Annotated in this window: 23 protein-coding genes; 11 read left to right on the top strand and 12 right to left on the bottom strand. The window is 54.7% G+C overall.

Translation table 11 applies throughout. The annotated features are described in order from the left end of the window. The first annotated feature begins 18 nt into the window (after positions 1–18). From ACT3RU_RS02390 to otnC (ACT3RU_RS02370), 5 genes are all read left to right on the top strand, one after another. Positions 19–984, top strand: a complete 966-nt coding sequence (locus ACT3RU_RS02390; RefSeq protein ID WP_444621596.1) for a tripartite tricarboxylate transporter substrate binding protein — start codon at positions 19–21, stop codon at positions 982–984. A gap of 102 nt (positions 985–1,086) precedes the next feature. Continuing rightward, positions 1,087–1,575, top strand: a complete 489-nt coding sequence (locus ACT3RU_RS02385; RefSeq protein ID WP_444621597.1) for a tripartite tricarboxylate transporter TctB family protein — start codon at positions 1,087–1,089, stop codon at positions 1,573–1,575. A gap of 40 nt (positions 1,576–1,615) precedes the next feature. Next, the gene (locus tag ACT3RU_RS02380; protein ID WP_193053379.1) at positions 1,616–3,103 is read left to right on the top strand and encodes a tripartite tricarboxylate transporter permease; all 1,488 of its coding nucleotides are present in this window, start codon (positions 1,616–1,618) and stop codon (positions 3,101–3,103) included. A 22-nt stretch (positions 3,104–3,125) separates the two neighbouring features. Beyond that, positions 3,126–4,412 (top strand): 3-oxo-tetronate kinase, encoded by a 1,287-nt coding sequence (otnK, locus tag ACT3RU_RS02375; protein WP_444621598.1) that lies wholly within the window; start codon positions 3,126–3,128, stop codon positions 4,410–4,412. Beyond that, a complete protein-coding gene (gene otnC / locus ACT3RU_RS02370) occupies positions 4,409–5,056 on the top strand; it encodes a 3-oxo-tetronate 4-phosphate decarboxylase (protein WP_444640114.1) in 648 nt (215 codons plus the stop codon). The genes otnK (ACT3RU_RS02375) and otnC (ACT3RU_RS02370) overlap by 4 nt, the downstream gene beginning before the upstream one ends. A 109-nt stretch (positions 5,057–5,165) precedes the next feature. On the opposite strand, the gene ACT3RU_RS02365 is transcribed toward otnC (ACT3RU_RS02370), so the two are convergent. From ACT3RU_RS02365 to ltnD, 10 genes are all read right to left on the bottom strand, one after another. Continuing rightward, positions 5,166–6,050 carry an NAD(P)-dependent oxidoreductase gene (locus ACT3RU_RS02365; RefSeq protein ID WP_444640115.1) on the bottom strand — a complete coding sequence of 295 codons (885 nt, stop codon included), beginning with the start codon at positions 6,048–6,050 and terminating at the stop codon, positions 5,166–5,168. 37 nt (positions 6,051–6,087) lie between these two features. Then, on the bottom strand, positions 6,088–7,548 hold the full coding sequence (locus ACT3RU_RS02360) for an aldehyde dehydrogenase family protein (RefSeq protein WP_444640116.1): 1,461 nt from the start codon (positions 7,546–7,548) through the stop codon (positions 6,088–6,090). A gap of 11 nt (positions 7,549–7,559) precedes the next feature. Then, positions 7,560–8,834, bottom strand: a complete 1,275-nt coding sequence (locus ACT3RU_RS02355) for a TRAP transporter large permease (protein WP_192528268.1) — start codon at positions 8,832–8,834, stop codon at positions 7,560–7,562. After that, positions 8,831–9,400: a TRAP transporter small permease gene (locus tag ACT3RU_RS02350; protein ID WP_444640117.1), complete on the bottom strand. Its 570-nt coding sequence runs from the start codon at positions 9,398–9,400 to the stop codon at positions 8,831–8,833. Before ACT3RU_RS02350 ends, ACT3RU_RS02355 begins: the two co-directional genes overlap by 4 nt. Before the next feature lie 61 nt (positions 9,401–9,461). Beyond that, positions 9,462–10,463, bottom strand: coding sequence for a TRAP transporter substrate-binding protein (locus ACT3RU_RS02345; protein ID WP_192528270.1), 1,002 nt, complete (start codon positions 10,461–10,463; stop codon positions 9,462–9,464). Between the two features lie 86 nt (positions 10,464–10,549). Continuing rightward, positions 10,550–11,512 (bottom strand): D-erythronate dehydrogenase, encoded by a 963-nt coding sequence (denD, locus tag ACT3RU_RS02340; RefSeq protein ID WP_444640118.1) that lies wholly within the window; start codon positions 11,510–11,512, stop codon positions 10,550–10,552. Between the two features lie 63 nt (positions 11,513–11,575). Continuing rightward, positions 11,576–12,370 (bottom strand): 2-oxo-tetronate isomerase, encoded by a 795-nt coding sequence (gene otnI, locus ACT3RU_RS02335; protein ID WP_444640119.1) that lies wholly within the window; start codon positions 12,368–12,370, stop codon positions 11,576–11,578. Between the two features lie 38 nt (positions 12,371–12,408). Continuing rightward, the gene (gene otnC, locus ACT3RU_RS02330; protein ID WP_444640120.1) at positions 12,409–13,068 is read right to left on the bottom strand and encodes a 3-oxo-tetronate 4-phosphate decarboxylase; all 660 of its coding nucleotides are present in this window, start codon (positions 13,066–13,068) and stop codon (positions 12,409–12,411) included. Then, complete coding sequence (otnK, locus tag ACT3RU_RS02325; RefSeq protein WP_444679995.1) at positions 13,065–14,408, bottom strand: 3-oxo-tetronate kinase; 1,344 nt, start codon at positions 14,406–14,408, stop codon at positions 13,065–13,067. The genes otnC (ACT3RU_RS02330) and otnK (ACT3RU_RS02325) overlap by 4 nt, the downstream gene beginning before the upstream one ends. Positions 14,409–14,410: 2 nt before the next feature. Next, complete coding sequence (gene ltnD, locus ACT3RU_RS02320) at positions 14,411–15,343, bottom strand: L-threonate dehydrogenase (protein ID WP_444640122.1); 933 nt, start codon at positions 15,341–15,343, stop codon at positions 14,411–14,413. A gap of 181 nt (positions 15,344–15,524) precedes the next feature. Between ltnD and ACT3RU_RS02315 the strand changes: the two genes are divergently transcribed. Both ACT3RU_RS02315 and ACT3RU_RS02310 read left to right on the top strand, forming a co-directional pair. Beyond that, complete coding sequence (locus ACT3RU_RS02315) at positions 15,525–16,559, top strand: LacI family DNA-binding transcriptional regulator (protein WP_444640123.1); 1,035 nt, start codon at positions 15,525–15,527, stop codon at positions 16,557–16,559. Positions 16,560–16,649: 90 nt separating this feature from the next. Further along, positions 16,650–17,396, top strand: coding sequence for a sulfite exporter TauE/SafE family protein (locus ACT3RU_RS02310; RefSeq protein ID WP_444640124.1), 747 nt, complete (start codon positions 16,650–16,652; stop codon positions 17,394–17,396). Positions 17,397–17,437: 41 nt separating this feature from the next. On the opposite strand, the gene ACT3RU_RS02305 is transcribed toward ACT3RU_RS02310, so the two are convergent. Next, positions 17,438–18,133, bottom strand: coding sequence for an HAD family hydrolase (locus ACT3RU_RS02305; protein WP_483392491.1), 696 nt, complete (start codon positions 18,131–18,133; stop codon positions 17,438–17,440). 217 nt (positions 18,134–18,350) lie between these two features. Between ACT3RU_RS02305 and ACT3RU_RS02300 the strand changes: the two genes are divergently transcribed. Next, positions 18,351–19,439 carry an HDOD domain-containing protein gene (locus ACT3RU_RS02300; protein ID WP_192528278.1) on the top strand — a complete coding sequence of 363 codons (1,089 nt, stop codon included), beginning with the start codon at positions 18,351–18,353 and terminating at the stop codon, positions 19,437–19,439. 208 nt (positions 19,440–19,647) lie between these two features. Here the strand turns inward: ACT3RU_RS02300 and ACT3RU_RS02295 are convergent, their stop codons facing one another. After that, the gene (locus tag ACT3RU_RS02295) at positions 19,648–20,187 is read right to left on the bottom strand and encodes a winged helix DNA-binding protein (RefSeq protein ID WP_225733898.1); all 540 of its coding nucleotides are present in this window, start codon (positions 20,185–20,187) and stop codon (positions 19,648–19,650) included. A gap of 211 nt (positions 20,188–20,398) precedes the next feature. Between ACT3RU_RS02295 and ACT3RU_RS02290 the strand changes: the two genes are divergently transcribed. Genes ACT3RU_RS02290 through ACT3RU_RS02280 form a run of 3 tightly spaced genes read left to right on the top strand, consistent with a single transcriptional unit; the run spans position 20,399 to position 24,802 of the window. Then, complete coding sequence (locus ACT3RU_RS02290; protein ID WP_192528279.1) at positions 20,399–22,252, top strand: ABC transporter ATP-binding protein; 1,854 nt, start codon at positions 20,399–20,401, stop codon at positions 22,250–22,252. A 48-nt stretch (positions 22,253–22,300) separates the two neighbouring features. Continuing rightward, entirely contained in the window at positions 22,301–23,821 is a 1,521-nt protein-coding gene (locus ACT3RU_RS02285; RefSeq protein ID WP_172117828.1) for an ABC transporter substrate-binding protein, read from the top strand. Positions 23,822–23,878: 57 nt separating this feature from the next. Then, a complete protein-coding gene (locus ACT3RU_RS02280) occupies positions 23,879–24,802 on the top strand; it encodes an ABC transporter permease (protein ID WP_172117827.1) in 924 nt (307 codons plus the stop codon). Positions 24,803–24,806 lie beyond the last annotated feature (4 nt).

Below are 24,806 nucleotides of genomic sequence, written 5' to 3'. Positions count from 1 at the left end.
ATCACCTTGGAGAAAATTATGCTTATCAAACATAATGTTAAATACGCCACTTTAGGTCTTGCCATGCTCGGCGCGGCTACCAGTGCCAGCGCCAGCGATGCCGACAACTTCCCCAGCAAGCCAATCCAGTTCCTGGTAGCCGCAGGTGCTGGCGGTGGTACTGATAACTTTGCTCGGGTCGTTCGCCCGATGTTTGAAGAAGCCATTGGCGGCGCGAGTATTACAGTGGTTAACCTGCCAGCCGCGTCCGGTGCTTTAGCCCATCAGCGTGCCGCCACGAGCGAGGCTGATGGCCACACTCTAGACTTTGCGTCCACTACGCTTGTGACCTCACTTGCGGCGGGCCAAAACCCCGTGGGTCTGGATCAGTTAACGCCGGTTGCGCGCATGCAGTCTGACGTAATGGCGCTTTTTGTTAATCCTGAGCGTTTTCCTGATTTTGATTCTTTCGTGAAATACGCTGAGGAAAACCCCGGTAAAGTCACCGTTGGGGGCACCCATACGGCAAGCCCAGATCATGTAGCTTTCCTGTCGCTGCGTGATGCGTCTGGGCTAGACATAAATTTTATCCCTTACGACAGTACCGGCAACGCCACTGCCAATGTGCTGGGCGGCAATATTGATGCGACCACCACCTCGCTAAGCCCGCTATTAAGCTACATCGAAGCCGGCCAGATGATGCCAATTTTGGTCTTCAGCGATGAACGCCTTGAAGACTACCCAGATGTGCCGACCACGGTTGAAAACGACTGGGACCTGACAGACGGTAACGATCGCGCCATATTTGTGCATGCTGATACGCCTGCGCCGATCATGAAGCGTCTGGAAGATGCCTTTAAAGACGTATATGACTCTGAGGAGTACCAAAGCTACGCAGAGCGCGTAAACCTTGATTACCGTGAAGGCTGGATGAGTAGCGACGAGTATCGTCAGCGGCTTGAGAACAACTACGAGCTTTACTCGCGTTTGCTGCAAAACGACTAAACCAGCAGCTACTGGTTGGTGGAAGGGCATGTCCCCTCCTATATCCATCTGAAAGATCGGCCTCGCGGGGCCGTTCTTCCACTATCCCCATCAAGGTTTACCATGCACGCTAGGATCACTCTTTTTGCGCTTGGGGTCGTGTCACTCGCGATGGTGAGTCTTTATCCCACGCTGCAATTCCCAAGCTCTGCGCAGGTGTCCACGTTTATCGGCCCTCGCGTTTGGCCGCTGACCCTGCTGATCGTTCTGTTTGTGCTGGGAATTGTCCTGCTCGCCATTACGTGGCGTGACCGCAAACAGGCACTGGTCAGCGACCCCCAAGCTGATTCGCCCCCCCCAACTGAAACGGCACCAATCTCATCATGCTTCTCCCTTGGCCGCACCCGCCATTGGTGGTTTATAGCAGCGGCTATCACCTACACGCTATTGATACAAAGCATCGGCTTTTTAATCGCCAGCCTGATATTTACGTTTATCGGTACGCTGTTGCTGGGCGCCCGTTCGTGGACGAACATTGCCATTACGTTAGTTCTTGCCGCTGTACTGATGCAGGGCGTTTTCGTGTCGCTGCTTGGCATTCCCATGCCGTAAGGCTGATCCATAACAGACCCAACCTTCCAGGGAGTCGACCATGCTAGAACATTTTTTGGCCGGGTTAGCCGTGGTGATGCAGCCACTCAATCTACTGCTCTTAACCTCTGCCGTGTTTATCGGCTTTATCGGTGGTGCACTGCCCGGCGTTAGCGGCGTTATTCTAGTGGTTATCCTGCTGCCAGTTACTTATGGCATGGAGCCGACCACAGCCTTTATGGTGCTGACCGCCATCTATGGCGCAACGGTCTTTTCAGGTTTGATTACGGCCATTCTATACCGTGCCCCAGGCACGCCTGAAGCGGTAATGACGGCGTTTGATGGCTATCCCATGACTCAGCGTGGAGAGGCAGGCAAAGCCTTGGGCATCGGCGTTTTAAGCTCGGCTATCGGCGGGCTTGTGGGTACCGTCGCGCTTATTATATTCACGCCCATGCTTGCCAAGATGGCCTTGAAGTTTTCATCTCCTGAGTACTTTGCCTTGGCGGTACTCGGTTTAACAGTGGTGGCTTCACTAGGCGGTCGCCTCATATTTGGCTTGATTGGTGCGGCGCTAGGCCTATTCATTGCGACCATTGGTATTGACCCGCTCACCGGCACCAGCCGCTTTACCTTTGGCAATCTTAATCTGACCGAAGGCGTGGGCTTGATTCCGGTCATTGTGGGTCTGTTTGCCGTTTCAGAAGTCATGAAACGTACACTGGACCATGAAAGCCATCAGCCCTTGAAAAAGGTGAAGGTCAAGATTTTCGATCTTCCTATCCTGCGCCAGATCGGCATGACCCTGTCGCGTTCATCTATTATCGGGGTCGTCATCGGTATCCTGCCGGGTATCGGGGCCAGCACCGCGGCGATGGTGAGTTATAGCGAAACGGTCCGCTGGTCCAAGCATCCCGAGAAATTTGGCAAGGGTGCGCCGGAAGGTATTGCCGCCCCTGAGTCTGCCAATAACGCAGCGGCCATGGGTGCACTGGTACCGCTTTTTGCACTGGGTATTCCGGGTAGCGGCACTACGGCCGTTATTTTGGGCGCGTTTATCATGCACGGCCTGCAGCCTGGACCAATGTTTATGCTGACTAGCAGTGACTTAATCTATGCGGTGTTTGCCGGGCTATTTATCGTCAATTTCATGATTCTGCTTTTCTCAAAGCCGTTCATCGTGCTGTTTACCAAGCTGCTGAATGTACCTTATTCCGCACTCGGCCCCATTATTATCATGTGCTGCATCGTGGGTACCTATTCGGTGCGCAACTCCATGTTTGATGTATGGTTGATGATGGGCTTTGGCGTACTGGGCTATCTGCTTGAGAAGATCAACTTCCCTCTGGTATCCATCATTTTGGGACTGGTATTGGGCCCTATCGCAGAAAGCGAGCTGCGCCGTGCGCTATCCATGTCACAAGGCGACTTCAGCATCTTTATTGAGCGTCCTATTAGCGCCACGCTACTGAGTATTGCTTTCCTTTTGCTGGCCGTCACGCTGATTACGCCGCTGATCAAACGCGCACGTCGTAAGGCCACTACCTGAAGCCCGTATCCTGGAGAATGCTATGACCATCGTACTGGGCGCTATCGCCGACGATTTCACCGGCGCCACTGACCTTGCCAATAACCTGGTACGCGGCGGCATGCGCTGCGTTCAAGTGATTGGCGTGCCGACCACCTCGCCCGATTTAAGCAACGTGGATGCCGTGATAGTGGCGCTTAAATCGCGCTCCTGCCCGGTTGAAGAGGCCACTAGCGATTCACTGGCAGCACTTGACTGGTTACGTGAACAGGGTGCCCGGCAGATATTTTTTAAATACTGCTCGACCTTTGATTCAACCGATAAGGGCAACATCGGCCCAGTTGCCGATGCACTACTTGATCGACTCGGCGTCTCGCGAACCGTGATGGTCCCGGCATTTCCGATTAATGGCCGGACGGTATATCAAGGGCATCTGTTCGTTGGCGATCGCCTGCTTAACGATAGCGGCATGCAGCACCACCCGCTGACGCCCATGACCGATGCGGATCTTGTACGCGTGCTTTCGCGCCAGACTTCCCACGCCGTTGGCTTGGCCAGCCGCTCCACGCTAGCCAAAGGGGCCGAAGCCACTCGCCAACACTTTGACGCTCTGGCGGCTAAAAACGTACGCCACGTGATTTGCGATACCGTCGATGATAGCGATCTGGACGTCTTGGCGGAGGCAACGGTAACGATGCCCTTGGTAACCGGCGGTTCGGGGCTAGGCCAAGCCCTGCCTGCCCAGTACCGCAAACAGGGTTGGCTTGCCGAGATAGCCGAGCCCGGGCGTCTTCAACCCGCCTCGGGTAACATGCTGGCACTGTCTGGCAGCTGCTCACGGGCAACGCTTGCCCAGGTTGCTGATTTCCTCGAACACCATCCTGGCGCTGGTTTTGCGCTTGACCCGCAGGCTCTGGCGAAAGACGACAAACAATGGGAGCAAGCCCTGGCCTTCGCGTTCGAGCGTCTTGAACAAGATGCACCTGCCTTGATCTATGCCTCAGCTGATCCTGAAAAGGTCAAGGCTGCTCAGGTGGAACTGGGCGTCGATAAGGCCGGCCTCATCGTCGAAAAAGCGCTAAGCCAGCTTGCCGTTACTCTGGTCAATGAAGGCGTTGGCCGACTGGTAGTTGCCGGTGGCGAAACTTCAGGTGCGGTGGTGTCTGCCCTGGGCATTTCAGCGCTACGTATCGGCGAGCAGATCGATCCCGGCGTGCCCTGGACACAGGCGGCACTTGCCAACCGCGAGGCCCCACTTTCTCTGGCACTCAAGTCGGGCAACTTTGGCAGTGTGGATTTCTTCACACGCGCGTTTGAGGTATTGGCATGAGTACTCACGACCAGAACTGCCTGCGTGAACAGATCAGCACGCTGGGGAAATCGCTGTTCGATCGAGGCCTGACCATGGGCTCCAGTGGCAATATCAGCCTGCGCCTGGATGACGGCGGCTGGCTGATGACGCCTACCAACGCTTGCCTTGGGCGTCTGGACCCTGCACGCATCTCGCACCTGGATACCCAAGGCCAGCTAATCAGCGGTGATAAGCCCACCAAAGAGCAGTTTCTGCATATGGCGATGTACGATGAGCGCCCTCAGTCCGGCGCTATCGTGCACCTGCACTCCACGCATTCGGTGGCGGTTTCCTGCCTGCCGGGTATCAACCCTTGCGACTGCATTCCGCCGCTCACCGCCTATTACGCCATGCGCGTAGGCAAGCTTCCCCTGGTGCCTTACCACATCCCGGGCGACCAACAGCTGGGCGAAGCGGTACGCGGCCTAGCAGGCAAGCACAGCGCCGTGCTACTCGCCAACCACGGCCCGGTTGTCGCCGGTAAAAACCTTGAAGCGGCGGTGTATGCCACCGAAGAGCTCGAAGAAACGGCCAAGCTGTTTCTGCTGTTGCGCGGCGAAAACCCGCGTGTGCTGACGCCTGAACAGGTTGCTGAATTGGAAGCCCGGTTTCCGAGGGACTAAAGCATTCCGCCACCGCACTTGAAACATAAGGGCAAAGCTCATTGAGTTTTGCCCTTATCGATGACTCCTCATATAACTACTATCCACCATTCATCACCGTGGTCAGGATTCAGTGCTCCTCTAGCAAACGAATCAACTCCGGCACCGCCATGGTCTGATCCTCCACGCCTGCGTACAGCGCCGCTACCGCGCCGGCGACGCCTCTTGTCGTATTAAGCTCATCGGTCATGGTGTGGTAGTAGCCGAGATCTTTATGCGCGTTCGCCACGCTAAAGCGAAACCCCGAAGCATCGCCTGATTCAATAAAGGGACGTAACCGTTCCAGCACCACGCCGCCCCCGCCGCCCTTGGTCAAAACCTCCAGAAAAGCGTGGTCATCGATACCCGCCCGCCGGGAAGCCGCAGTCGCCTCGGCCAGTACGGCTGAAAATCCCAACGACACGTAGTTATGCAGTAGCTTAAGAGTATGCCCTGAGCCTACGCCTCCCGCGTGGGTAATGACCTCAGCGAAACTTTCGAGTAGCGGGCGCAACGCTTCAAACAGCGTTTCGGATGCACCGACGATAAGGTTCAACCGCCCCTCCTCAGCTTCCTTGGGCGTGCGTGTCATCGCCGCATCGACCAGGTGGCCACCCGCTTCTGCTACCCTGGCGGCAACCTTAGCCGTGGAACTTGGCAACGAGGTAGAGCAGTCCACCACGATGGAACCCTGGGCGAGCCCCTCCAGCACGCCATCCGGCTCAAACAGCACGGCCTCTACTTGGGGTGATCCCGTTACGCACAGCAATACCACGTCGGCTTTTTCGGCCACTTCCCACGCGCTTGAGCACGACACGGCGCCTGCCGCCAGTAGATCGTCCACGGGCTGGTTCCCAGGGTGGTCCAGAAAGGCCAGGGAATACCCCGCGTTGAGAATGTTCTTGGCAATGCCGTGGCCCATTAACCCTACACCCACCATGCCGATGCGATGCTCTGTACGAACGGATTGATTCATGAATAAGCTCCTAGCCTAATGTAGTTACGATTTTGTTCTAGCCATGGCGAATAGCGACCGTTTTTATCCGGGTATAGCTGCGCAGCCCCTCGAAGCCTTTTTCCCGCCCGTGCCCGGAACGCCCGACACCGCCGAAAGGCAGTTCAATACCGCCGCCCGCACCGTAGTTATTGATAAAAACCTGGCCGCTGCGAATGCCTCTCGCCAAGCGCAATTGACGACCACCGTCGCGCGTCCAGACACCGGCGCACAGCCCGAAGTCGGTTGCATTGGCCAAGCGCAACGCTTGTGCTTCATCGTCGAATATCTGCACGGCCAGCACGGGGCCAAACAGCTCTTCGTGCAGCACGTCATGTTCATCGGGAATGTCCGTAAGCAGATGCGGGACGACGAAATGCCCGGCCGGTGAGGCATTTTTAGCGAGCTGCCCTCTTGCCGCAACTCGAATACCGTCCGCTTCGGCCATGGCTAGCCGATTATCGAGCTGCGATTTTTGACGGGCATTGATCAGCGGGCCGCAGTCGGCATCTTCCTCGCCCGATGCACACTGTAGCGCCGAGAAGCGCTTTATCAGACGATCCGTAAACATTTCCGATATATCGCGCTGTACTAACAGGCGACTGCCCGCCGAGCAGGTTTGCCCGGCATTCTGAATAATCCCACGCACCACTGCGTCGAAAGCCGCATCTAGATCGGCATCTGCAAAGACAATCTGCGGCGACTTGCCACCCAGCTCTAGCGTGACGGGCACGTGATGCTTTGCCGCCGCCTGGGTTACATGGGTGCCGGTCTCAGGAGAACCAGTGAATGAGAGATGATCAATCCCCGGATGCGCGGCCAGGGCAGCACCGGCTTCACGCCCAAGTCCCGGCACCACATTGAGCACTCCGGCTGGCAGACCGCAGGCTATCGCCAGCTTTGCCAAGCTCAAGACGCTCAAACAGGCATCTTCGGCAGGCTTAAGAACGATAGTATTGCCAACAGCCAAGGCGGCTGCCACGCAGCGGCCAAATATCTGTGACGGGTAATTCCAGGGAATAATCTGCGCGCAAACACCATACGGCTCACGCAATGTCATGACGGTGTAGCCCTCTTCATAAGGCAGGGTCTCGCCATGTAATTTATCGGCGCCACCGCCGTAAAAGCGAAAGTAATGCGCGCAGGCTTTAATATCCGCACGCGCTTGGGTTAAGGGCTTTCCAGTGTCCAGGCATTCTAAAGCCGATAAATGCTCATGGTTGGCCTCGATGGCATCAGCAAAGTCAAATAGCCAAGCGCTGCGTTGGCGGGCACTCCACTGCGCCCACTCTCCCAGCTCACCTGAAAAGGCGCGCCGCGCTGTGGCGACGGCATCATCGACATGCTCCGGCGTGCAGCGGGCGATATGCGTGACGACTTCGCCACGAGCGGGCGCCTCTACGGGTAGCGTCGCGCCGGTATCAACCCAGATATTGCCTATTAGCGCCGCCTGGGGTGGAAATTCGGGCAAATCAATCATCAACATACTCCTTAGCCATACAGCAGGTTAACCAGGCCCATCGAGATCCAGGGCATATAGGTAATTGCCATCAGACACGTCAGCACCACCAGCACAAATCGCACCAGCCAGGGCAGCATCTGATCAATGGAAATCTTCGCCACTGCACACGCGGCAAACAGGTTTACGCCCAGCGGCGGAGTAATCATTCCCAGGGCCAAATTAACCACCATGATCAGTCCGAAATGTACCGGATGAACGCCAAACTGCATGGCGATCGGCGTAAGGATCGGTGCCAGTACCAGGATCGCCGCGCCGGTCTCGATAAACATCCCCACCACAAGCAGCAGGGCGTTGACGGCCAGCAAAAAAGCCCAGGGGCTTTCGAACATCGCCGTGACTCCAGCGGCGACTTGGGCGGGAAGGCCGGAACGGCTAATCAGGAAACTAAACAGAGCGGCCGCTGAGATAATCAGCATCACCGCAGCGGTAGACACAACGCTTTGACGCAGTACGGGAATTAGGTCGACCAGCTTAAGCTCTCGGTAGCAAGCACCGACCACCAAGGCATAAAACACCGCCACCGCCGAGGCTTCAGTGGGTGTGAAAATTCCGCCATAGATGCCGCCGATGACCACCACCGGCATCAGCATTGCCGCCCAGGCACGCTGGAAGGCCGTCGTAAAGCGAGTGCGGTCATTGCGATCTTGAAGACCAAAACCGCGCAGCTTGCAGAAAATATAAACAAAGACCAGCAGCGCACCACCAACCAATAACCCTGGACCAATGCCTGCAATGAACAGCTGGCCAATCGAGGTATTGGTACTTACCCCAAATAGAATCAAGGGAATAGAGGGCGGAATCAGCACCCCCAGCTCTGCCGATGAAGCCTGGATGGAGGCGGCCAAGGGTTTGGGATAGCCGTGCTTGACCATTGCTGGAATAAGAATCGCACCGATAGCAAAGGTCGTCGCCACACTGGAGCCTGATACTGCCGCAAACATCATGCAGGTCAGTACGCAGGTCATCGCCAACCCACCCTGAACGCCACCCACGATTGACTTGGCCAGATCAACCAGTCGGCTAGAGATACCACCGGCTGCCATCAGGTTGCCCGCCAAGATGAAAAAAGGAATCGCCATCAGCGGGAAGTTATCCAGCCCTACAAACAGCTGTTGAGGCACCATCATCAAGGGAAAGCGCGAAAAAAACTCAATGCCGATGATCGATGCCAGCAGAATGGAGATTGCGATCGGCACGCCGGTGGCGAACAAAATCAACAGAGAAAGACCAATGGCTAAGTTCATAAGCGCGGCTCACTCGGGGTAGCAGGCGGCATGCCGGACGTTGCTGCAGCCTCTTTCTCGACTGTCTCATCATGCATTGGCCCTAAAGTTTCAAGACCGCAACTTTGGGCCAGCAGCCGCGCAATAACGGCCAGCATCGCAAAGGCACTGCCCACTGGAATAGCCGCATATGCCCAGGACATCGAGACCTCAAGCGCGGACAGCGTCTGATTGCTAACCCGCTGGGTCATTTGGATGCCGTAGAATACCAATACAGAGAGCACCAGAAGACAGCACAGACCGATAAACCATTCAAGCGCCAGCAGGGTGGGCTTGGGCACGAGCTTGTAGATAACCTCTACGGCCATCATAAAGCCGCCGCGGAACGTGGCGGCAGAGGCCATAAACACACACCAGATCATCGTCGCCCGTGACAACGTCTCCGACCACGTCGAGGGTGCATTGAAGAGAAATCGTGTAAGCACTTGATAGAATCCCAACGACACTGAAACGATCAACATCAAAATAGCAATCGCCAGCGCTAACCGAGTCAACACATGTTCGACACGCAGAAACCAGGACACCATAAATCACCTCACCCCGTCAGGTTATGGGCAAGTGGCGCCCAGAGGGCGCCACGGGATGGGTTCAGCAGCTACTGTTACGAATGCGCTCTAGCATCTCCTCGCCATACTGCTCAATAAAGTCAGCATGAACGGCCTCTACTGCTTCCTGGAACGGTGCTGGATCGATATTATCAGTGACCGTCATACCCTGTTCTTGCAGGAAAGCCACGCCCTCCTCTTCCAAACGTGTAACCTCAGCGCGGGTGGCTTCGGTAGCAGCTTGAGCGGCCTCATTAAACCATTCACGCTCCTCCTCGCTCAGCCCATCAATTAGCACCGGTGAGCCGAGCACAATGGCAGGCGAGTACACATGGCCGGTCAGCGATAGTTGATCCTGGACCTCATAGAGGTTCGCAGCCACAATCACCGTAATGGGGTTTTCCTGACCGTCCACCGTACCCTGCTGCAGGGCGGTAAACAGCTCCGGCATGGCCATGGGCGTCGGGCTGGCCCCTAGCCCTTCAAAGGCCTGCTGATGAATACGGTTCTCCATGGTGCGAATTTTTAAGCCACTAACGTCTTCTGGCTTTTCAATGGCTTTTTGGCTGTTGGTGATATGGCGGAAACCGTTTTCCGACCAGGAGAGGCCGACCAGGTCGTGGTCGCCCATCTTATCGAGCAGTTCCTGACCGATCTCTCCGTCAAGTACGCAGCGGGCTTGTTCGTAACTGGTGAACAAAAACGGTAGATCGAGAACATAGGTCTCGGGGACAAAGTTACCCAAGGGTCCGGAAGAGGTGATCACTATATCGACGGTGCCGATCTGCAGCCCTTCAATCATGGCCCGCTCTCCGCCAAGCGAGCCACTGGGATGATCCGTCACGGTAAAAGCACCATCAGAAAGGCTTTCAAGCGTCTCTTTAAAGGCGCGGGAACCAGCGCCATAGTGGGAGTCGCTGGAAATGGCGTAGCCAACGCTTACCTCTGTAGCGGCCTGAGCCTGAAATGCCAAGCCGGCCAGGGCCAGCGTGGTAGCGGTGCCAATAGCGGTCGCAAGCGTACGCCGAGCGAAACGAGTGGTCATGGTGATACTCCTAATTATATTTATTGGTAAGAACGATGGGGAGTAGTAGCCCCTTATTGCTCGCCCGTCAGGCAGGCGAAGATCCATTAGCGATGCTCTGCCACATAGGCATCGATAATCTGTTTGAAATCTCGGTCACCGACAAAACCCAGCTGGTTCGCTTTAGCAGTTTCAAAGCGCGCGGGCCAGCTTGCCACCAAGGGTTCGATACGCGGGTCTGGCTCATGACGTACACGCGCCACCGCTTCTGCGCCCGCCACCTCACGCAACGCCTCAAGCATTTCGGAAACATCGGTCGTGATGCCCGGCAGAATAAATGCGCGAAACTTACCCAACGCTTCTTCCTGCACTTCGGCGCCATGTATCAACGCTTCGATCACCTTATCAGGCGACATAACGAAAAGCGCCTGATCCAACGGTACGGGACAAATGGCCTCCTCCCCGTTTAAGGGTTCGCGCAAAATGCTGGACGCAAAGCTCGACGCCGCGGCATTCGGCCGCCCAGGACGAATCACAATGGTCGGCAAACGCAGTACCCTGCCGTCAATCAGGCCGCGTCGGCTGTAGTCGTTGATGAGAAGCTCACACATTGCTTTTTGCGTGCCATAGGATGTTTGCGGCTGCGAAGCCGTCATGTCATCCAGCACATCAGGCAGATCCCCGCCGTAAGCCGCCACGGAGCTTGCCATGACTAAGCGTGTCTTATTCAACTGCCGGGCACGGCAACCTTCCAGCAAGGCGCGAGTAGCATCAAAATTGACCGCCATGCCTAGGTCCAGATCAGCCTCAGCCGCAGAGCTTACGACCGCAGCCAAGTGGAAGATGACATCGGGCTTTCGATCAAGCGCACTGCCCAGCGCATCTGGAGCAGTAATATCCACAGCATCGTTGCGGATCGTTATATCAGGCGCGTCGGGTACGGCAGCTTGGGTTTGATCGACCAGCGTTAAGTGGGTGATCGGCTGACCGCACAGCTCTTTGCGGCTAATCAGTCGATGTAAAAGACGCTTTCCCAAAAACCCAGCGGCGCCCGTGATTAAGATATGCATGATTAAGGTGTCCTCGCTTTATTGTAGGTTGTTAGCGTTTGAGACCATGTTTTGGCTACTCGATCATGAGTGAAGCCCATAATGTCGACCCCAGCCCAGACCTTGGCGCGTATCGCCAGCTGGCCTGTATTCACAGCCAACCCAGCCGCTATAGCCCAGCGCTTCTAGCCTGGCAAATAGTGCGGGGTAGTTGATCTCGCCAACATCGGGCTCGTGCCGTTCCGGCACTCCCGCCACTTGAACATGACCGATAGCGCTGAACTGTCGCTCAAGATGGCGAATAAGGTCCCCCTCCATGATCTGACAGTGGTAGAGATCAAACTGCAGCTTAAGATTGTTCGCCCCCAGCGCTTTCAATACCGCCATGGCTTGCGCTTGTCCCGACAAGAAGTAATGGGGCATATCACGGGTATTGATGGGCTCGATCAATATGCCCTTGCCCAGTTTGGCGGCCTCAGTAGCAGCGAAGTGCAGGTTACGTAGGTAAGTAGCCTGATGATCGGCCAGGGTCGTCGCATCGGCATCCTCAGGTAGTAATCCCGCCATGGCGTGAACGTGTGGGCAGTTAAGCGTCTCAGCATAACGTAGCGCCTCGATAACCGAATCACGAAACTCGGCTTCGCGCCCAGGCAGGCTGGCAAGCCCTCTTTCACCTTTTTCCCAATCACCCGGCGGCAAGTTAAACAACACTTGTTCCAACTGTGTTTCGTCAAGCGCCTGGCGTAGCTCTGCAGCGCTATAGGCGTAGGGAAACAGGTATTCAACCCCTTTAAACCCCGCATCAGCCGCCGCTGAAAAGCGGCCCATAAAATCGTGCTCGTTAAACAGCATACTGAGGTTGGCGGCTAATCGAATCATGGTGTATCGGTGCCTCTTTGTTTTTATCGCAATGCGGGCTAATCCCGAGGAAACCGCGCCTCAAGCTCCGCGACCTGTTCAGGCGTTAGCCCCCGTGGGTTTTCGCCGCGCAGTAGCAGAAACAGTTTGGCCGTCTCTTCAAGCTCTTCGGTGGCGTACACCGCCGCTTCCAGATTCTTGCCTGCCACTACCGGACCGTGGTTGGCAAGCAGCACAGCGCTGTGTTTACCCGCCAGGCCCCGTACCGCTTCGCCCAGTTTTGGGTCACCGGGGATGTGATAGGGCACAATCGGCAGTTTGCCCACCCGCATGACATAGTAGGCGGTGAGCGGCGGAATGCAGTCGCAAGGGTTCACGTCCGGCAAACACGAAACCGCCACCGAGTGGGTAGAGTGAAGGTGCACAATAGCGCCCGACCGAGGGCGCTCTGCATACATCGCCATATGCAGGGACTGCTCTTTAGTAGGCTTATCGCCACCAAGTAGCTGGCCGTTATCATCCAGATGGGCGATTCGCGCCGGGTCCAGCCGCCCCAGGCAGGCGTTGGTGGGCGTCATCAGCCAGCCACCGTCATCCAGGCGCACGCTAATGTTGCCGCTGGACCCCATGGTCAGGCCGCGATCAAACAGCGACTTGCCAAGCGTGCTGATCTGCTCGCGCAGGCTGTTTTGATGATGGTGGCGTAAGTGGACGCTCATGCCAACACCTCAAAGGCTCGGGTAAAGAAATCGACACCGCCAAAGTTGCCCGACTTCAGCGCCAGCGAGAGCGGCGCTTCACGACCTTCCAGCGGAGCCTGGGTCCAGGGCACGCCGGGATCAATCTGCTCACCTATACGTAGGGTGGAAATTCCCAGCGCCGAGACCACTGCCCCCGAGGTTTCGCCCCCGGCGACCAGCAACTGACCAACGCCTTCGTTAACCAGCGTTACCGCCAATTGGCTCAGTGCCTCTTCGACCAGCGCCCCCGCACGCGCAACACCCAATGCTTGCTGGGCAGCGCTGACTTTCTCTAGATCCGCCGAGGCGTAAATCAATACCGGGGTCTGTTCTGAGAGCCGCTGTCGCGCAAAGACCAGCGCCTGCTCCAACTGTCGGTCACTTTCGGCAAGCGACAAAGGGTCTAGCGCAAAACCGCTGTTAGGATGGCAAGCCAGAAAATCGGCTACTTGTGCCAGGGTTGCTGTAGAACAGCTCCCGGACAGCACCAACACGCTGCCTGATGCAGGCTGTAAACGCCCCGGTTCCGTAATGGGCTTAAGCCAGCCTTGGGCACGGTACTGGACGGGTAAAGCCTGCCCCAAGCCGGAGCCACCGGTCACCAACGGCATCAGCACGGTAGCTTCTGCCAATATATCCAGATTCTGCTCATCAAGCGTGTCGCAAATCACATGGCGAGTGCCCTGCTCGGCAAGTGCGGATAAGTGGTCAAAAGCGGCGCCGGCGCCTTTGGCTATTACCGAGTGACCGAGCAAGCCTACCGGGAAGGGTGTTTGGCGGGATAAGACCCGCACCAGATCGGCGTCCTGCATCGGGTTGAGCGGATGATGCTGCATACCGCTATCGTTAAGCAGGCGATCACCCACAAACAGATGGCCCTGATAAACCGTACGACCATTAATTGGAAACGCCGGTACCATCACCGTTTGAGAGGCACCCAGGCGATCCAGCAGCGCATCGGCCACGGGCCCGATATTGCCTTTATCCGTAGAATCGAAAGTAGAGCAATATTTAAAGAATAGCTGTCGAGCACCCTGCCCACGCAGCCACTCAAGAGCCGTGAGAGAATCCGTGATGGCTTCATCAACCGGGCAGGAGCGCGATTTCAAAGCTATCACCACCGCATCAACGTCCTGGAGATCAATCGTCTCCTGCGGCACGCCGATCACCTGCAGGCAGCGCATGCCACCGCGCACCAAGTTATTGGCAAGATCGGTTGCCCCGGTAAAGTCGTCGGCGATAGCTCCAAGGACTATGCTTTCAAGGGCTATGTTTCCAAGGGCTGTCTTTTCAAGGGCTATGCTCTGCACTGTGCTCATGATTAGGTTTCCTGAGCATCGTTCGCCGCTTCAGGCAACGTAATGCCTGATAGCCGCTGGTAGACTTTGATAACCGCAGAATCATCTTCTCGACCAAAGCCTGCCCCACTGGCCGAGGTGAACTGCTGCAACGCGCTGGCAGCAACCGGCGTTGCCATCGAAAGCTCGCGCCCGGTCTGGTGCACGATATTGAGGTCTTTAATAAAGATATCCACCGCTGAAAGCGGCGTGTAGTCACCTTTGAGAATATGGGGCACACGATTCTCGAACATCCAGGAGTTGCCCGCCGAGTGGGTAATCACCCCAAAGATAACCTCGGGGTCAAGCCCCATCCGGATACCCAACGCCATGGCTTCAGCGGCCGTCGCGATATGTACGCCTGCCAACAGTTGATTGACCAGCTTCATACTGGACCCCACGCCGGGGTCATCGCCCAGGCGATAAACCTTGGCGGCCATGCCATCAAGCACGTCACTTGCGTAGCTAAATGCCTCCGCGGCGCCCGATGCCATAACTGATAGCTCACCGCTTTTGGCTTTTGCAGCACCGCCGCTAATCGGTGCGTCCAGCATCATCAATCCCTCTGCTGCCACGCGCTCACCAAGCTGTTTCGCCTGACTGGGCGCCACCGTGGCGCACTGTATAATCAGGCTGCTTGGCGCTAGATGGCCCACCACGCCCTGCTCACCAAACAACACCTGCTCAACCTGGCTACCGTTGACGACCACTACCAGCACAATATGACAGTGAGCAAGCTCCATCGGCGTTGCCACACTCTTGCCCCCAGCTGCTATAAAGGCATCGCGTGCCTCAGCGGCAATATCACATCCAGTTACGTTAAATCCCTGGTGATGTAAGGCAGTAGCGGTGCCCATTCCCATCGCACCCAGGCCAATAACGCCTACTTGACGTGATTGCTTATCGTGTTGACTCACCGGTCGACACCTCGCTGTTGTTGTGTGGGTTACTAGCGTTGCGATGCCTTATTTTTTCCTTGGGTCTTCTCTTATTGCCTATCATGACAAGGAAAATGGTAGCGCTGTCATGATAGCGCTACCATTACTTCTAGATTACTCTCAGCGTATCGACAAGTTGAACATCAAGGACGTGCGACTAATGTCTAAAGACCTCTCGGCCGCTAACAAGTCACGCCGTCGCTCCGATCAAATCACGCTCAGTCAGGTGGCGCAGGCCGCAGGGGTTTCCCCGATTACGGCATCGCGGGCACTGAACCACCCCGACAAGGTGAGCGACAGTACCCGCCAAAGCGTTTTGGAAAGCGTAGAGCGTTTGGGCTATGTGCCCAACCTAGTAGCGGGTAGCCTGGCATCTTCCCGCTCCCGGCTGATTGCCATCATCGTGCCGTCGCTGATCAACAGCGTGTTTGTGGAAGTCATAAAGGGCCTGCAGGAAACACTAGAAGCGCAGGGGTATCAGATCCTGCTCGGCAATACTGATTACGATCTGGACCGTGAGTATCAACTGGTGCGTACGTTTTTAGGCTGGTCATGTTCGGCTTTGGTCACCGCCGGGCTACGCCATAACGATGCGTGTCGGACGCTATTAGCTAACTGGGGCCATCCGATTATGGAAGTGATGGAGCTCGGTAAAGGCATAGATCTCAACGTGGGGCTGGATCATTTAGCTGCCGGCCGGTGCATGGCCAGCCATCTTATCGACAGAGGCTACCAGCGAATTGTGTATGTTGGCGCACGGCTCTCCCACGATTATCGCGCGGGAATGCGCTACCTAGGGCATAAAGAAGTACTGGAGGCAAAGGGGCTTGAAGCCCCCTTGCTAGAACTGGACACTTTGGGCAGCCTGCAGGCGGGCGCGGAAAGCCTAGCCCAGGTTTTGAAAGGCTACCCCGCCACGCAGGCCATCCATTTTGCCAACGATGATCTTGCCGCAGGTGCCTTGCTGGCCGCCCAACGCCAAAATCTTCTTGTGCCAGATGATATTGCCATTGCAGGCTTCAACGGCTTACCGTTAGGTCAACATATCACGCCGAAACTCACTACCATTCTCTCCCCACGCGAAGACATGGGCCGTCTGGCCGCACAGGAGCTCATTCGCAGACTTCGCGGTAAACATGTTTATCGCCGACAACACGATGTAGGCTTCACGCTTCAAATCGGTGAAAGTACATAAGAGACCGCAAAACATTTTCGCTAACTCCAAGCCCCGCCCACGCGTTTTTTCCCGCTAGGCGTTTCAACTTCAGGCTTTTTAGGAATTGCCATGCTGCCGGACTACTCCATTATCGCTTGGCTATTGATCGGATTTTCGGTGTATCTGACGGGCGTCTCAAAAGGCGGCTTTGCTGGTGGTTTTGGCACGCTTTCGGTGCCGCTGATGGCACTGGTGATTAGTCCCACGCAGGCCGCAGGCCTATTGCTGCCGCTACTGCTGGTAATGGACGTATTGGCAGTGAAAGCATGGTGGGGCAAGCATGACATGGCCGAAGTATGGCGATTTTTGCCAGGGCTCTTCGTCGGTGTTGCGGTGGGCACGCTGCTCTTTGGCAGCCTGAGCGAACAGGGCGTTCGCCTGGTATTGGGTGCGATCTCAGTGGTGTTTGCTGCGTATATGCTGTTAAAGCCATTGGCCGCCAAGCCTATCTCAACGCATTGGGCGCTGCCTGCCGCCAGCGTGTGTGGCTTCACAAGCTTTATTGCCCATGCAGGCGCCCCACCACTCAATCTTTACCTACTACCACGAAAACTGCCTAAAGAGACCTTTATCGCCACCTGCGTTGTCACCTTTACCGCGGTTAACGTGATTAAGCTAGGCCCGTACCTGTGGCTTGGCGAAATCAATATGGCCAGTGCCTGGGCATCGCTACTCCTGGTGCCAGTCGCGTGGGTAGGCGTACGTAGCGGCCTTTGGCTACAAAGCCGGGTTAATGAGCAGTTGTTTTATCGCCTGGTAATACTGGCCATGTTCCTAGTGGGTGTTAATTTGATTTGGCAGGCATTAGCGCCTTAAGAGATAAACGTCTTCCAATACGACGTTTGCGCAGAGGGTCTTTACAACCGGCTGCTTTGTAGCGGCCAAGTTCGCCAGTCCAACCGTTGCCATCCTTCAAGGCTTGCGACCTCAGCCAGTACCGGGTCGGGATTAACGACCACGGGGCAATCGACATATTGCAGTAGCGGTAGATCGTTGCGGGAGTCCGAGTAAAACACCGTGTGGCTGGGCGTAATTTGTTGCTCCGTTAGCCACTGCTGCAAACGCAACACTTTACCGCCGCGGTAAGAGAAAATGCCCTCACTCTCGCCGGTATAACGCGCTTTTTCTGCCTCTTTATCAATGCTTAGGTCCACCGCCAGCACGTGGGCGATACCCAGCATCTTGGCAATGGGTGCGACCAAGTGGTGCGATGAGGCAGAAATCAGCACTAACGTATCGCCCGCCTGACGATGAGCCGCCAGGCAGGCCAAGGCTTGAGCGAATATACGCGGCTGGATATGCGTCGCAACAAAACGCTCTACTTCTTTTTCGACGTCAGTAACGAGCCTGTTCTTAAGTGGCGCCAGCGTCATCGTCAGGTACTCTTCCAGCTTTAATTGACCCGCATGATAAGCCTGCTGCATCTGCTCAGCCCGGGCGAGAAAGGTCTCGGCGTTGCTGATCCAACCCTGCTCGAACATCCATAAATTCCAGCGGTCGCTACAATCTCCATCCAAGAGAGTATCATCAAGGTCAAACAAGGCCAGCCGCATAAAGCACTCCTATCGTCGCGGATTGACGGCGCGTAGGATATGCCACGAATCATGGCAAAAAGATGACAACCGCAAGCCATTCGTTGTTACTCACCCGCTGTACAAGCGCTGTTCATTGCATCAGCATGGAAGACGTCGACGCCTACGGGGTATATGATTAACGAAAGTACTGACAGCCGCTGCCCGCTACGCTGACAACACACAAGGAGATTATCCCATGACGGGCCCTTTAGTATCAGTCGATACGCTCTACATAACACTGACTGATGAACTGCCAGCGTTTTTGAGCCAATCACTTTTACAGTGCAAGAGCCTACCAACGCTACCGTCTGTAGCGCTTAAAGTGCTTGATATAGCCCGTTCATCAAGTTCAACCTTGAGCGATTACGCCAAAGCGATTGAGCACGATCCAGCGTTAACACTGCGCCTCATTGCGCTCGCGAATAGCGCCTATTACACGCGCTCAGCGCCACCTGTTCAAACCTGTATTGAAGCCATGCAGCGCCTTGGTATAAACGCAACGCTGCCCGTTATATTAGGGTTTAGTTTGTTTCAAGAAGCGCCTAATCGTCATCAGGCTTGGCAACGCACCATCACTGCGGCCCTGGTAGCCCGCTATTTGGCTGAGCAGCTATGCCCTGACGAAAGTGGCAGCATATTTACACAGGCGCTACTACAGGATATTGGCATATTAGCGTTACAGGCAGCCTACCCTGAAGAAGCCGACAAACTCTATACCGATACTTCCTTATCGCATGCTGAGATAACGCAAGCAGAGCAACGCTGCTTTGGCTGCGACCATACACTGGTTGGCGCTTGGCTAGCCTCTAAATGGGGAATGTCCAATCACGCGGCAATGGCCATACGCCAAAGCCATGAAAGCTTTTTAGTCAGTGATAAAGCACTTCTCTGCCTTCGTTTGTCAGGACCCATTGCCGATGCCTGGCTATCCAACAACCCAGCATCTCAACTGGCGGCCTTGTTATATCAACTCAAGACCGTTAGCTATGCCGATACGCTGCAGCTCGACGAAGTGCTTTATAATGTTCAGCATCAGACCAGCCTGATTGCCAACGCGATGAACATGAATACGCCCATAGAGGTCGATAGCACGGCCCTGTTGGCGGAAGCTCATCAACTGCTCTTTCAGCACACGCTGACGCTTGGTTCTCAACTAGAAGCCCAAAAACAAGCGTTAATCTCATTGCGCTACCCCAATGACAACACCAGTCCCAAAGAGCGTATCCGACGGGATGCTTCTCTTGATGCCAAGCGATCAGGGCTAGTACGCAAGCATAAAAAATAGATAAACCGCATTTTGACCCATGCTAAAAAAACAGGCCGTGATTAAGCGACCTGTTTTTTAAGTATATTGTTATTTTCACCCTTATCTTTTCTCGTCGACGAAACATTTCAAATAAACAGCAATAAAATAAAGCATTAGATATCAGCGATCGATAAAAGTGGGCCTAATTGAAGTTGATTTTAACCGCTACGTGATCATAAAAGTGTATTCATAAAGAAGCAGCGGCTCGCGCGGCCTGATCATAAAGACCTGACATGGCGCGCAAAATACCTGCCACGCGGCTGATTTCGGCCCGTTCAATTCCCATGGAAGCGAGTGAGTCAATCAAGCATGTTTCTCGTATTTCAGCATAACGGCTACACACACCGCCTCCTTGTTCAGTTGTACTGAAATACGTCTCTTTACCCTGCTTTTCGCCTATCACCAAGCCAAGTTTGGTTAGCTTTTTAAGCGCGTAAGTAACGGTATGCGTATCTTCCACGTTAAGTACCAGGCAGATATCAGATTGGCGCTTGGCTCTCCCTCGATGGTTCACCCGATGCAACACCAGGACATCCAGAGCGCTCAATTCAGGGTATCCGGTCGCCGCCATGCAACGCACCATCCAACGATTAAACGCATGGCTCGAAATAATAACGCCAAATTCAAATTCCGAGAGTTCGTGAGCCTTATGAGATAAGTGCTCCGAAGAGACGATCGGCTCTCGACTACTGACTACTGTCTGGCTTGATTCTATCATCGCTAACATATCCATTGTCTTTGTTCGTAAACATATATTTACGCTGCTTGATCGCTCGCTAGGGAACCATACTCTACGTAGTTTCGGATGTTTGGCAACTTGTTATCAATGCCGGGGTTGCTTACAGAATAGGAAAGGGATAAACACTGCACGATTGACACGCAGACATCTTACGGATAATTTCTATATAAATTACATAAAAAATACAGGTAAACACTCTGTGCCATCACAACCGCCCTACCCGCTGCTATCCGTTAATTCGTTAGATATCGCCTTCGGCTCAAACCGAGTCGTCAAGAACCTATCTTTCGATCTCTACCCCGGTCAAACGCTTGCGATCGTAGGAGAGTCCGGGTCAGGTAAATCCATGACCTCACTGGCTATCATGGGTCTGGTTCACTATCTCAATGCCACCATTGCCAACGGCAGTATTCTTTTTCAAAAAAACGTCGATAGCACACCTGTCGACCTGACCCAGTTATCTGATCGCCAGATGCGCAAGATCCGTGGGAAGGATATTTCCATGATCTTTCAAGAGCCGATGACATCGCTTAATCCGGTTTACACGATTGGTGATCAAATCACCGAAGTTTTGCTACTTCACGGTGATTACACGCGAGCATCAGCACAAGAAGAAGCACTGCGACTATTACGCTTAGTGCGATTGGCCGATGCCGAGTCCTTGCTAAAGCGCTACCCCCACCAACTATCTGGCGGCATGCGGCAACGCGTTATGATTGCAATGGCACTCGCTTGTAAGCCCAAGGTACTGGTCGCCGATGAACCGACGACAGCACTGGATGTCACGATCCAAGCACAAATTCTAACGATTATTCGCGACCTGCAAAAAGAACTGGGCATGGCAGTGATTTTCATCACCCATGACATGGGCGTGGTCGCTGAAATTGCCGATCATGTAGTTGTCATGCGTGATGGAGAAAAGGTTGAAGAAGCGGATGTTGAACCTCTTTTTAAGCATCCTCAAGAAGCCTACACCCGCGCCCTTCTAGCGGCTGTGCCTACGCTGGGCAGCATGAAAGGACAAGCGCTCCCGTGCGCTGACCCACTCGTTATCTTTGACGGCACAGAGATCGTTACCCACGGTGAACCTACCGTTCAGGATACGGTTCGTGTTCAGGAGGAACCGATAGTACGCGTCGAAAATCTGGTAACGCGCTTCGATATCAATAAGGGCTTTTTTGGAGGCGTTAGCCATCGCGTCCATGCCGTAGAGAACGTTAGCTTCGCTATCTCTCCAGGCGAAACACTGGCGCTGGTAGGTGAGTCTGGCTCAGGAAAGTCGACCATTGGCCGCACTATCCAGCAGTTACAAAAGAGCAACAGTGGTGACATTATTTTCTCTGGGAAGCCTGTCTCACAGATGTCCCGCAGCGAGAAAATGACGCTTCGTCAGCAAGTACAGTATATTTTCCAAGACCCCTTTGCATCGCTAGATCCGCGCAAAACGGTAGGCTTCTCCATTGCTGAACCCATCCACACCCACTATTTAATAAGTGATAGCAAACGTATTAAGCAACGGGTGAGTGAGCTTCTCGAACGGGTTGGCCTTAAGCCAGAGCATGCCAAGCGCTATCCGCATGAGTTTTCCGGCGGCCAGCGCCAGCGCATCTGTATCGCTAGGGCGCTAGCGTCTAAACCCAAGCTTATTATTGCCGATGAAGCGCTCTCAGCACTGGACGTCTCTATCCAGGCACAAATTATTCATCTCATGATGCAACTACAGCGTGAAGAGGGGTTGGCATATCTCTTTATCAGCCATGATATGGCCGTAGTAGAAAAGATGAGTCATCGCGTTGCCGTACTACACCTGGGCCAAATTGTTGAAATGGGGTCACGCCAACAGGTGTTTGACTCCCCCAAGCATACTTATACCCAAAAATTACTTTCTGCCGTCCCGGTAGCGGATCCACTTCACCACCGTAAGCATCTGTTATTGGAGGGTGATATCCCAAGTCCCATCCGTAAAGTAGGCGACGAGCCCGCCATTTACCCGTTGGATGAAGTAGCGGCAGGACATTTTGTGTCGCGTAGCGGCACGTCGTCCCGCCTGTAATTGCTCGTTTTGTTAACACAAATAACAAGCCCTTGGAGAATGATACTAATGAAAAAGACAAAACTGTTCCAAGCATGCACCCTGGCTGCTGCCATGGCTGCTGCAAGCACCAGCTACGCGGGCTCAATCACTATAGCCTCACCGCAGGATCCGGGCAGTTGGGATCCGATTGACACCTTTTTGGTGAACTGGGCCTCAGTGGCCACTAACATCTTCGATGGTCTGACCTACCGAGGCCCCGACCTTGAGTTAGTACCAGGCTTGGCCACCAGTTGGGAAGAGCTGGATGATGGTAAGCGCATCCGCTTTACGCTGCGTGAAGGCGTGGTCTTCCATAATGATGAACCGTTCAATGCTGAATCGGTTAAGTTCACCTTCGACCGTCTGCTCGGAGAAGAGGGCTCACGCGGGCCACAACGCTCTAACTACACGGCTATTTCTCATGTAGAGATCATTGACGACTATACCGTTGATTTCTTCTTATATAATGCGGATCCCGTGCTGCTCACCAAGTTGGCCGGGTATGGCGCGATGATCGTACCGCCTGGCTATATTGAAGAGCATGGTGACGACCACTTTAATACTCATCCTGTCGGTACCGGTCCTTTTAAATTAGTCGACTACACACCACGCTCTGATGTGAAGCTGGAAGCGTTTGCGGATCACTGGGGTGGCGCACCCAAGCTCGACAGTGTGACTTACCGTTTTATCTCTGAGCCTTCCACTGCCGTTGCCGAGCTACAGTCCGGCCGAGTCGACTTGGTACTACCGCCCACTATTCCGATCGGCATGATCGAATCCATCAATAATCATCCTAATGCGGAGATTGTCAGCGTCGCTTCTCCTACGGTAGAAGCTCTGCGTTTTAATACCCAGTCAGGCATTACCGCCGATGAGCGAGTACGTCAGGCGATTATCATGGCGGTTGACCGTCAGGCGATCGTCGACGCCGTACTCGCAGGTGAAGGCAATGTTATCGCCAGCTTCCAAGGCAGCCAGTCGTTTGGCTTTGATCCCTCGCTTGACCCCTACCCCTTCGATCCGCAGCGCGCCCAGCAACTGCTCGCCGAAGCGGGTGTTGAACCTGGCACCTCACTGCAGATTGATGTACGCGGAAACGACTCTACCTTTTCCGAAGTCGCTCAAGTAGTAGCTTCCTACCTGCAAGGCGTTGGGCTTAATGTCTCTATCCAACCTTACGAAACCAACGTATTGCTTAATGACATTATTCCAGCGGGACGTACCGGCGCAATGTTCCAGCAAAAGTGGGGAGGCTGGACGTTTGACTTCGATAACACTGCGTATTTGATGTACCACACTGGCGAACGTTGGAACCCCTACGACAGCGATGCCCAGTTGGATGAGATGCTGAACACTCAACGCGGCATTACTAACCGCGAAGAGCGCGAAACCCTGCTTCAGTTCATCGCACGTTATACCAAAGAGCGTGCCTTGGAGATGCCTCTGTATAGCCAAAATGCGCTGTACGGCGTGGGTAGCCGTGTGACGAACTTTGAGCCAGCCCCTGACAACCGGATACGTCTCACTAACGTCGACGTCAGCGAGTAAGCCTAATTCGCCGTCGTCCTTGTGGGCGGCGGTGCCTATTTTGAGTGGGGAGGCCACGTGGCCAAGTTTCTTTTCTACCGACTGCTACAGGCGCTGTTTGTGCTTGTAGCCGTCACGTTGATCGTGTCGTTTGCGATTCGCCTCACCGGCGACCCGGCCGTTATGCTCGCCCAAGGTGCAGGCAGCATTACCGAAGCAGACCTGGAGCGTATTCGCGAGGCTCTTGGACTCAACCAACCGTTTTTAGTGCAGTACCTGGAATTTTTAAAAGGTTTGTTTACAGGTGACATGGGACGCAGCTTTATGGGCGGCACATCCGTAAGCGAGCTGATTAGCCGCGCCCTACCAGCCACCCTGGCGCTGGCCTTTGCATCCCTTTTCATCTCAATTGCGCTGTCGATTCCTTTAGGAGTAAAGGCCGCTGTTTCACGCGGTAAATGGCCCGATCAGGTCATTCGGATTGTTTCGCTGGTGGGGCTCTCCTTCCCCAACTTTTGGCTAGCTATCATGCTGGTATTAGTGTTCTCCATTACCTTTAATCTGCTGCCCCCCAGCGGTATGGAGGGCTGGCAGAGTTTCATTATGCCGGCGGCGACCATGGGCATTATTCTTACCGCAACCAACGTGCGTCTGGTCAGAACAACCATGCTGGAAACCCTACGCTCTCAGTACATCATGGTGGCGCGTGCTAAAGGCCTATCCAATTCTGTAGTGCTCTATAAGCACGCACTGCGCAACTGCTCTATTCCATTGATTACCTACTTCGGCCTGCAATTCGGCGGCCTACTGGGCGGTATTGTTGTGGTTGAGCGTGTTTTCAACTGGCCTGGGCTGGGTACGCTGGCCTTTGATGCTGTTGCTGCCCGCGACTACCCCGTACTGCAGGGCGTTATCACCGTCCTCTCGCTGATGATTATCTCAATCAACCTGCTGGTCGATATCGCCTATGGCTTTGTTGATCCCCGCGTGCGCAAGAGCTAGGTAT

Origin of the sequence: Halomonas sp. TP35, from assembly GCF_052375975.1 — a bacterium.
Taxonomy (GTDB): Bacteria; Pseudomonadota; Gammaproteobacteria; order Pseudomonadales; family Halomonadaceae; genus Vreelandella; species Vreelandella citrativorans.
Note: the sequence above shows the minus strand (reverse complement) of the source record. Positions and strands in the feature narration are given on the sequence as shown.